Annotated in this window: 9 protein-coding genes; all 9 read left to right on the top strand. The window is 72.7% G+C overall.

The features are described from left to right. Positions 1 to 185: 185 nt before the first annotated feature. Complete coding sequence (lepB, locus tag AB0O00_RS22445) at positions 186 to 908, top strand: signal peptidase I (RefSeq protein WP_363654432.1); 723 nt, start codon at positions 186 to 188, stop codon at positions 906 to 908. Continuing rightward, a complete protein-coding gene (lepB, locus tag AB0O00_RS22440; protein WP_363654430.1) occupies positions 892 to 1,812 on the top strand; it encodes a signal peptidase I in 921 nt (306 codons plus the stop codon). The genes lepB (AB0O00_RS22445) and lepB (AB0O00_RS22440) overlap by 17 nt, the downstream gene beginning before the upstream one ends. A gap of 240 nt (positions 1,813 to 2,052) precedes the next feature. Further along, a complete protein-coding gene (gene lepB, locus AB0O00_RS22435; RefSeq protein WP_363654428.1) occupies positions 2,053 to 3,054 on the top strand; it encodes a signal peptidase I in 1,002 nt (333 codons plus the stop codon). A gap of 145 nt (positions 3,055 to 3,199) precedes the next feature. After that, positions 3,200 to 3,955 carry a signal peptidase I gene (lepB, locus tag AB0O00_RS22430; RefSeq protein WP_363654426.1) on the top strand — a complete coding sequence of 252 codons (756 nt, stop codon included), beginning with the start codon at positions 3,200 to 3,202 and terminating at the stop codon, positions 3,953 to 3,955. A gap of 112 nt (positions 3,956 to 4,067) precedes the next feature. Beyond that, entirely contained in the window at positions 4,068 to 4,541 is a 474-nt protein-coding gene (locus AB0O00_RS22425) for an NUDIX domain-containing protein (RefSeq protein ID WP_363654424.1), read from the top strand. Positions 4,542 to 4,595: 54 nt separating this feature from the next. Then, positions 4,596 to 4,922, top strand: a complete 327-nt coding sequence (locus AB0O00_RS22420) for a DUF2469 domain-containing protein (protein WP_329929696.1) — start codon at positions 4,596 to 4,598, stop codon at positions 4,920 to 4,922. A gap of 213 nt (positions 4,923 to 5,135) precedes the next feature. Further along, the gene (locus AB0O00_RS22415) at positions 5,136 to 5,606 is read left to right on the top strand and encodes a YraN family protein (protein ID WP_363654434.1); all 471 of its coding nucleotides are present in this window, start codon (positions 5,136 to 5,138) and stop codon (positions 5,604 to 5,606) included. Position 5,607: 1 nt separating this feature from the next. Next, positions 5,608 to 7,317, top strand: coding sequence for a YifB family Mg chelatase-like AAA ATPase (locus AB0O00_RS22410; RefSeq protein ID WP_363654422.1), 1,710 nt, complete (start codon positions 5,608 to 5,610; stop codon positions 7,315 to 7,317). Next, on the top strand, positions 7,314 to 8,483 hold the full coding sequence (gene dprA, locus AB0O00_RS22405; RefSeq protein ID WP_363654420.1) for a DNA-processing protein DprA: 1,170 nt from the start codon (positions 7,314 to 7,316) through the stop codon (positions 8,481 to 8,483). Before AB0O00_RS22410 ends, dprA begins: the two co-directional genes overlap by 4 nt. Positions 8,484 to 8,924: the final 441 nt, after the last annotated feature.

Genomic DNA, 8,924 nt, shown 5'->3' with positions numbered 1-8,924 from the left:
CGGACTCGCCGCTGCGGTCCGCGGTCGTTTCCGCGGTGGTGCCTGAGGCCGTTCCCGTGGGCGTTCCGGAGCCCGATCCCACGGCGGGATCCGGGGACGCCGGGGACGCCGGGGAGCACGCGGCCGTGGGCGGTACAGCTGTGGACGTTACAGCTGTGGACGTTACGGCTGTGGATGTTACGGCTGTGGGCATTACGGCCGTGGACGGCGACGCGGTCGACGACGGGGAGCCGGGGCGGTCGCGTTCGCGGGACCTCCTCCTGCTGGCGGGCATCTGCCTGTCCGCGATGCTCCTGGTCAACGCCTTCGTCGCGCGGCCGTTCACGGTGCCGTCCGGGTCGATGGAGGACACCCTCCGCCCCGGCGACCGGTTGATCGCGAACCAGCTCGCCTACGCCTTCGGTGACCCCCAGCGGGGTGACGTCGTCGTCTTCGACGGGACGGGCTCCTTCCTGCCGGAGCCGGCCGAACCGGCCGGGTTCTGGGACGGGCTGCGCTCGCTCGGCCGGGAGCTCGGGCTGGCCCCGGCCGGCAACACCGTGTACGTCAAGCGGGTGATCGGCGTCGGCGGGGACCGCGTCACCAGCACCGGCCCCGGTGGGCGGATCACCGTCAACGGCGTGCCGATCGACGAGTCCTCCTACCTCGCCCCGGGCGACGAGCCGTCGAGCGTGGCCTTCGACGTAGTGGTGCCGGCCGGCAAGCTGTGGGTGATGGGGGACCACCGCAGAGCCTCCCGGGACTCCCGCGACCACCTCGGCGAGGCCGGCGGCGGGTTCGTGCCCGAGAGCAGGGTGATCGGCCGGGCGGACTGGGTGGTCTACCCGGTCGCGCACTGGAGCAGCCTCGACAGGCCTTCGGCCTTCGCCGCGACAGCGGGGACGGGTGGTCATGGGGACCAGAGGTAGGGGCCGGCTGGCCGAGCACCCGGCCGACGCGGAGGCGGAGGGGGCCGACGGCGTCCCGGTCCGCGGCCGCGCCGACCGCCGCCGCACCGCGCGGCGCGCGGCCCGTCGGCGCAGGCGCTCACTGCTGCGGGAGTTCCCGCTGATCATCCTGGTGGCACTGGTGGTGGCGCTGGTGATGAAGACCTTCATGATCCAGGTCTTCGTGATCCCCTCGGGCTCGATGGAACAGACCATCCAGGTCGGGGACCGGGTGCTGGTGGACAAGTTCACCCCCTGGTTCGGCAACGAGCCGTCGCGCGGAGACGTCGTGGTGTTCAAGGACCCCGGCGGCTGGCTGGAGAGCGATCACAAACCGTCCGAGGACGGTCCGGTCCTGGGCGGGGCCAAGCAGGTCCTCACTTTCGTCGGGCTGCTGCCGTCCGACAGCGAGCAGGATCTGATCAAGCGGGTCATCGGCGTCGGCGGGGACACCGTGGAGTGCTGTGACGCGAAGGGGCGGTTGAGCGTCAACGGCACGCCGGTGGACGAGCCGTACCTCTCGCCCGGCAACCCGCCGTCCCGGCAGCCCTTCAAGGTGAAGGTGCCGCAGGGCCGGCTCTGGGTCATGGGCGACCACCGGGACGTGTCCGCCGACTCCCGCTTCCACATGGGGAATCCGGGCCAGGGCACGATCCCGTTGAGCGGTGTGGTCGGCCGGGCGTTCGTGATCGCCTGGCCGCTGGACCGCTTCCATCAACTTGACGAGCCGAGTTCACTCTCCTCTCTGGCGCGCGCTCCGCAGGCTGCGGGAACTGCGCGGAATTCGATGGCCGTTGGGCCGGTTCCGATGGAACCTCCGCTCGTTATGGGTGTGTTGGGCATCCTTCCGCTTGCCGTTCGCAGGCCGGACAGGCCCTCGCGGTAGGCCCCGCAGGCCGCCGACCCACCGGGCCGCGCGCGTGGGATCGCGAGCCGGATGCCTGGGAGTGATAGAGAAGTGCAGGCGCGGCCGGGACGTTCCGGCTGCGCGTCGAGGCTGTGCTGGTGTCAGTGGCGCCCGTGGTGGGCAGCCCTGAGGCGTTCATGGTCGTAGTGAGCGTGGTGCCCGCTGTGCGGCACTCCGAGCGCGGGCGCACGGGCGTCCGCACAGCAGGGAGGAGACGTTGTGGGGGATTTGGTGATCGGCGCCCGCTCAGGCGCCGGAGAGCCCGAGGGCTCCGGCAGCCGGGCGGACCGGTCCGCCGAGTCCGCAGCGCCGTCGGCCTCGGTCGAGGACGCGGCGGCCCAGTCCGCCGACGAGCCGGGCGACGGGACGGGCGGTACCCCGGGCGAGCTCCGGAGCGGGTCAGGACCGGCGGACGGGTCGGAGGAGCAGGTTTCCGGCAAGGACAAGAAGCCGCGGTCGTTCTGGAAGGAACTGCCGATCCTGATCGGCATCGCGTTGGTCCTGGCCCTGGTGATCAAGACCTTCTTCGTCCAGGCCTTCTCCATTCCGTCGGAGTCGATGCAGAACACGCTGCAGGTCGGTGACCGTGTCCTGGTGGACAAGCTGACCCCCTGGTTCGGCGCCGAGCCCGAGCGCGGCGAGGTCGTGGTGTTCCACGACCCGGGCGGCTGGCTGAACGACGAGCCCGTCCAGCAGAGCAACAACTCCTTCCTCCGGGGGGTGCAGGACGTCCTGAGCTTCGTCGGCCTGATGCCCTCCGCCAACGAGAAGGACCTCATCAAGCGGGTCATCGCGGTCGGCGGCGACACCGTCGAGTGCGAGAGCGGCGGCCCGGTCAAGGTCAACGGCGTCGCGCTCAACGAGCCGTACATCTTCCCGGGCAACAACCCCTGCAGCCGGACCTTCGGCCCGCTGAAGGTGCCGTCGGGGCGGATCTGGGTGATGGGCGACCACCGCGACGACTCGCTGGACTCCCGCTTCCACATGGACCAGCCCGGCGGCGGGACCGTTCCGGTGGACGACGTGATCGGGCGCGCCTTCGTGGTGGCCTGGCCGATCGACCGCTGGGCGACGTTGCCGGTGCCGGGCACCTTCGACCAGAAGGGCCTGGCGGCGGGCGTGCCGCTGGTGCCGCCGGTGGCCGGCGCGGCGGGCGCGGTGGCCCTGCTCCCGCTGGTGCGCCGGGTGCGGAACCGGTCGGACCGGCGGAAGGACTCCTGAGCTCCGCCGACTCCTCTCCAGCTCTTGCGCAGGCCGTGGTACCGACGAGTAATCTGCTCGGACGTGCCACGGCCCGTCGGGTTCTCCGCCTGTGCCTCCGGCGCACCCGGGGCGTGCTCCGGCAGGTCAGAGCTGGACGGTGTCGATGAGCAGTGTCGTGGAACAGACCGCCGACCGGCCGGCGCCGCCCGCCCGGCCGCGTCGCCGGGCCGCCGCCGTGGTGCAGGGCGTCCTGATCGGGCTCGGCCTCGTGCTGCTGGTCGGCGGGTTCGCCGTCATCGCGATCGGCTACCGGCCGTACAACATCCCCACGGCCTCGATGTCCCCCACGCTGCAGGTCGGGGACACCGTGCTCGCCCGGACGACCGACGGCGGCTCCGTTGGCCGGGGCGACGTGGTGGTCTTCAAGGACCAGGCGTGGGGTGGCGAGCTCATGGTCAAGCGGGTCGTCGCGGTGGGCGGGGACACCGTCGCCAGTACCGAGGACGGCCGCGGGCTGACGGTGAACGGCACCCGGGTCGACGAGCCCTACCTCGAGACGCGGGGCCCGCAGGGCGCCCCTTTCAGCGTCACGGTGCCGCAGGGCCGGCTGTTCCTTCTCGGTGACAACCGGCTGGTCTCCCTCGACTCCCGCACCCACCTGGCGGCCGATGGCGGGACCGTCCCGGCCGACGCCGTCGAGGCGCGGGTGGAGGCGACCGTGCTGCCGTTCGGCCGGATGGGCGCGTTCGCCAGGACCGGGGCGTTCGACGGCGTCGCAGGTCCGCGGGCCGCTCAGCCCGGTCCGCTGGTCCCGGCGGCCGCGGCCACCGTCGGCGGCGCCGCACTGATCGTCGTGACCTCGGCGGTGGGCGGCGTGGCGGGCCTGGCCCGCAGGCTCCGCCGGGGGCGCGCATCCTGAGCACGGCCGCCGTCGGCCGGGCCGCTCTGTCGAACATCGCCCCGGATGGACGCGTCGGGTGGCAGGATCGGTACCACCACCGGTGCGGACGGAAGGGGCGGGAAGGGCTGCCATGACGGTACGGCGTCGCAGGGCGGCGCGGATCCTGCTGCTTGACGGGCAGGACCGTGTCCTCCTCTTCCTGGGTTCCGACCCGGCGGTGCCGGACGTGACCTGGTGGTTCACCCCGGGGGGCGGTTTGGAACCCGGGGAGGACGTGCGCGACGCCGCCGCGCGGGAGCTCGCGGAGGAAACGGGCTTGCGGGGCGTGGAGCTGGGGCCCTTGGTGGGGTACGGCACGGTGTCGTTCTCCTTCCGGGGACAGCGCTACGAGCAGGAGCAGTGGTTCCACCTGGCCCGGACCGAGGTCACGGGCCTCGACCACTCGGGTATGGGCGACGAGGAACACGCCGAGCTGCTCGCGGCACGCTGGTGGACGGTCGAGGAACTGAGGCGGACCGCCGAGACGGTCTACCCGGCCGGACTGGCCGAGTTCCTGGAGCGGCTGCTGGCACAGGGCCCGCCGGTCGTTCCGGTACGGCTCTGAGCGTGGGTGCGGTGGTCCACAATGGGTGGACTGACAAGTTGAGGGGACGCCTGGATGAGTGCCGAAGATCTCGAGAAGTACGAGACCGAGATGGAGCTCAAGCTCTACCGGGAGTACCGGGACGTCGTCGGCCTGTTCAAGTACGTGATCGAGACCGAGCGACGGTTCTACCTCACCAACGACTACGAGCTGCAGGTGCACTCGGTCCAGGGCGAGGTCTTCTTCGAGGTGTCGATGGCGGATGCGTGGGTCTGGGACATGTACCGGCCGGCCCGGTTCGTCCGCAAGGTCCGGGTGCTGACCTTCAAGGACGTGAACATCGAGGAACTCGCGAAGAGCGATCTGGAGCTGCCCTCGGACGACGCCGGCTTCGGGAACTGACGTTGGACCGCCCGGTTCCGCGTTGTCCAGCGGAATTTCGCGCGATCGGGGATTCTCACTCCTGCGGGTGACGAAAGTTATCCACAGGGTCGAGTTGTCCACAGGAAAAGGTAAATACCGGGTCCCGTCGGGCGCGGCGGTACAACCTCCACGGCGGAGGTGGTCACCGTGCAGAACACGACCGTTCAGAACCCGACCGCGCAGAACCCGACCGTGCAGGGCGCGGTCACCCCGAAGTCCCGCCGGGGCGGGCCGGACAGGCCGAGCAAGACCAGCCTCGGCCGTTACGGCGAGCGGGTCGCCGCCCGCCGCCTCGCGGAGGACGGGCTCCGCATCCTGGACCGCAACTGGCGCTGCGCCGAGGGCGAGCTGGACATCGTCGCCCTCGACGGCGACACCGTGGCGGTCTGCGAGGTGAAGACCCGCTCCGAGCGGGGCTTCCAGCAGCCGACCGAGGCCATCGACCAGGCCAAGGCCGCCCGGCTGCAGCGGCTGGCCGAGCGTTGGCTGGCCGAGCGCTGGCCCGGGCACTTCGTGCAGCTGGCCGGGCCCGGGTACGAGCCCGGGCCGGCTGATCCGCAGTGGCCGCCCGCCCCGCCGGGAGGCGTCCGGATCGACCTGGTCGCGGTCATCAACCGGTTCCGGGGCGCAGCCTCGGTGGACCACCTGCGGGGGGTGGTCTGAGATGGCCTTCGCCCGTACCTGTTCCGTCGCGCTGGTCGGCGTCGACGGGGTGATCGTCGAGGTCCAGGCCGATCTGGAGCCCGGGGTGGCCGCGTTCACCCTGGTCGGCCTGCCCGACAAGGCGCTGTCCGAGGCCCGCGACCGGGTGCGCGCGGCCGTCGTGAACAGCGGCGAGGCCTGGCCGCAGCGCAAGCTGACCGTCGGCCTTAGTCCCGCCTCCGTACCCAAGAGCGGCAGCGGCTTCGACCTCGCGGTGGCCTGTGCGGTCCTGGCCGCCGCCGAGCGGCTCGACCCGTCGGCCATCGCCGACCTGCTGATCATCGGCGAGCTGGGGCTGGACGGCCGGGTGCGGCCCGTCCGCGGGGTGCTGCCCTCGGTGCTGGCCGCCGCCGACGCCGGGTACGAACGGGTGGTCGTCGCCGAGCAGACGGCGCCCGAGGCCTCGCTCGTCCCCGGGGTGAAGGTGATCGGTGTCCGCAGCCTGCGCCAGCTGATCGCCGTCCTCAGCGGCGTGCCCGCGCCGGAGGAGCCGCCCGACCCGATCGGGGGCCGCCCCGATCCCCTGATGGCCGGGCTCATGCTGCCGAGTGCGGGCGTGCGGGGCCTGCCCGACGACAAGGCGGCGCGCCTCGACATGGCCGACGTGGCCGGCCAGTACGAGGCCCGGCGGGCCCTGGAGATCGCCGCCGCCGGGGGACACCACCTGTACCTGAAGGGGCCGCCCGGGGCCGGCAAGACGATGCTGGCCGAGCGGCTGCCCTCGCTGCTCCCACCGCTCACGCAGAAGGAGGCACTGGAGGTCACCGCGGTGCACTCGGTCGCGGGTCTGCTCCCGGCGGGCCGTCCGCTGATCGACTGCGCCCCGTACTGCGCCCCACACCACTCGACCACGATGCCGGCGATCGTCGGTGGCGGCAGCGGCCTGCCCCGGCCGGGTGCGGTGTCGCTCGCCCACCGGGGTGTCCTGTTCCTGGACGAGGCACCGGAGTTCCCCGTCCGGGTGCTCGACGCGCTGCGGCAACCGCTGGAGTCGGGCGAGGTGGTGATCGCGCGCTCGGCCGGATCGCTCCGGCTCCCGGCCCGGTTCCTGCTCTGTCTCGCCGCCAATCCCTGCCCGTGTGGCCGGCATTCGCGGCGGGGCGAGGGGTGCGAGTGCACCCCTGCGATGGTGAGCCGCTACCAGGGTCGGCTGTCTGGGCCACTGCTGGACCGGGTCGACCTCCAGGTCCAGGTCGCCCCGGTGACCAGGGTCGAGCTGATGGAGCGGGACAGCACGGCGGAGACCACCGAGATCATCGCGGCCCGGGTGCTGGCCGCGCGGGAGCGGGCGGCCGCCCGGCTGGCCAGCACGCCGTGGCGGGTCAACGCCGAGGTCCCTGGGCACGAACTGCGGACGCGCTGGCAGCTCGCCCCCGGCGCACTGAACGACGCCGCGCGGCAGCTGGAGCGGGGGCTGCTGACCGCCCGTGGCCTGGACCGTGTGCTCAGAGTCGCCTGGACGGTCGCGGACCTCGCGGGCCGGGACCGTCCGGACCAGCGGGACGTGCGGACGGCGCTGGTCCTGCGCACCGGCGTCGAGAGCGGACTTCCGATGGCCGAACGCTCCTTCGGGCGGGTCGGGAGCATCCCCGCCCAACGGAGCGCTCCGGGGCAGGGCCCACCCGGAGGTGCCCGCGACGAGTACCCGGCGGACGAGGACGGTGACGCATGAACCGGCTGATGGCGGATCCTCACCAGCCGTCGGCGGCTGAGCAGCCCGAGCCGGAGCGGCTCGCCCGGGCGCTGCTCAGCCGACTGAGCGAACCCGGGGACGCGGTGGTCGGCCGCTGGCTCAGCCAACTCGCCGCCACCGACGTGGTCCAGGCGATCCGGGAGGGTGCCGTGCCCGACCACCCCGGCCTCGACGGGCCCCGCCTGGCCGGCTACCAGGCCAGACTTCCCGGTCTGGACCCGGCCGAGGACCTGGAACGGGTACGAGCCTGCGGTGGACGCTTCATCATTCCGGGGGACACGGAATGGCCCAGCCAGCTGGACGACCTGGGGGACGGACGGCCGACCGGACTCTGGACCACCGGCACCGGGTCGCTGCGCCTGCTCGCACTCCGCTCGGTGGCGGTGGTGGGCTCCCGGGCCTGCACGGCGTACGGCGCACACGTCGCGGGGGAGCTGTCGGCCCAACTCGCCGAGCGGGGGTGGGTGGTGGTCTCCGGCGCCGCCTACGGGATCGATGCCGCCGCCCACCGCGGAGCCCTGGCGGTGGGCGGACTGACCGTGGGAGTCCTCGCCTGCGGGGTCGATGTCGCGTACCCGAAGGGCAACGCCGAACTGATCCGGCGGATCGGGGCCCAGGGTCTCCTGGTCAGCGAACTCCCGCCCGGGGAGCACCCGAACCGATTCCGTTTCGTGCTGCGCAACCGGGTCATCGCGGCCCTCACCAGGGGCACCGTGGTCGTGGAGGCGGCCGTGCGCAGCGGCGCGCTGAGCACGGCCAGGCGGGCGCGGGACCTCAATCGGCACACCATGGGCGTGGCCGGGCCGGTGACGTCCGAACTCTCGGTAGGCGTGCACGCCCTGATCCGCAGTGGCGGCGCCACGCTGGTCACCGACGCGGCCGAGGTGACGGAGCTGATCGGTGCGATCGGGGACGACCTCGCGCCGCCGCGGACCGGGCCGGTCCTGCCGCGAGACCTGCTGGAGCCGCCCGTCGCGCGGGTGCTGGAGGCCGTGCCGGCGACGGCCGAGGGCGCGCCGGTCGAGCGGCTGGCCCGGCAGTCGGGGCTGCCGCCGGACGAAGTGCTGCAGAGGCTCTACGAGTTGGGGTCGCTCGGCTTCGTGGAACGGCACGGCGCGCACTGGCGCATCGTGCGGAGGCGGTGAGTACAGGGCGAGGTGAACGGATGAGCTGAGGCGGGCTGCAAGGAGGAGTGACGGGCGATTGGGGGTTGACCTGCCGAACCGGTTCGTCCACTGCGGGTGCCCGGATCCGGTGACGAGAACGCCACCGGATCGGGGGACGACCGAGTGGCGGTAGCGCATTGCAGCGAGTCGGTCACGCTACGCTCCACATGCCTTCCCTATCAGCACATGACTCGGCAGAACGGCGCAGACCAACGCATGCCCACACACATTCCCGGACACAGAGTGACCGGCGGCGCCCGGTCCTCGGGAGGACCGCGCACCGAGCGGCGCCCCGTGACCGAGTACCCGCCCAAGGCGACGGGGGCGATGGGGAGCCTGTCTCGGCAGGGCGGTCGGCCCGCATCGGTGCCCGGCCAGCCCGCCGACGCCGTCGGCGGCAGTGACAGCGGCAGCGGCCGC

Source organism: Kitasatospora sp. NPDC093558 (assembly GCF_040683475.1).
In the GTDB taxonomy this organism is placed as follows: domain Bacteria; phylum Actinomycetota; class Actinomycetes; order Streptomycetales; family Streptomycetaceae; genus Kitasatospora.
The sequence above is the reverse complement of the archived record's forward strand: the minus strand, read 5'-3'. Positions and strand labels throughout refer to the sequence as shown.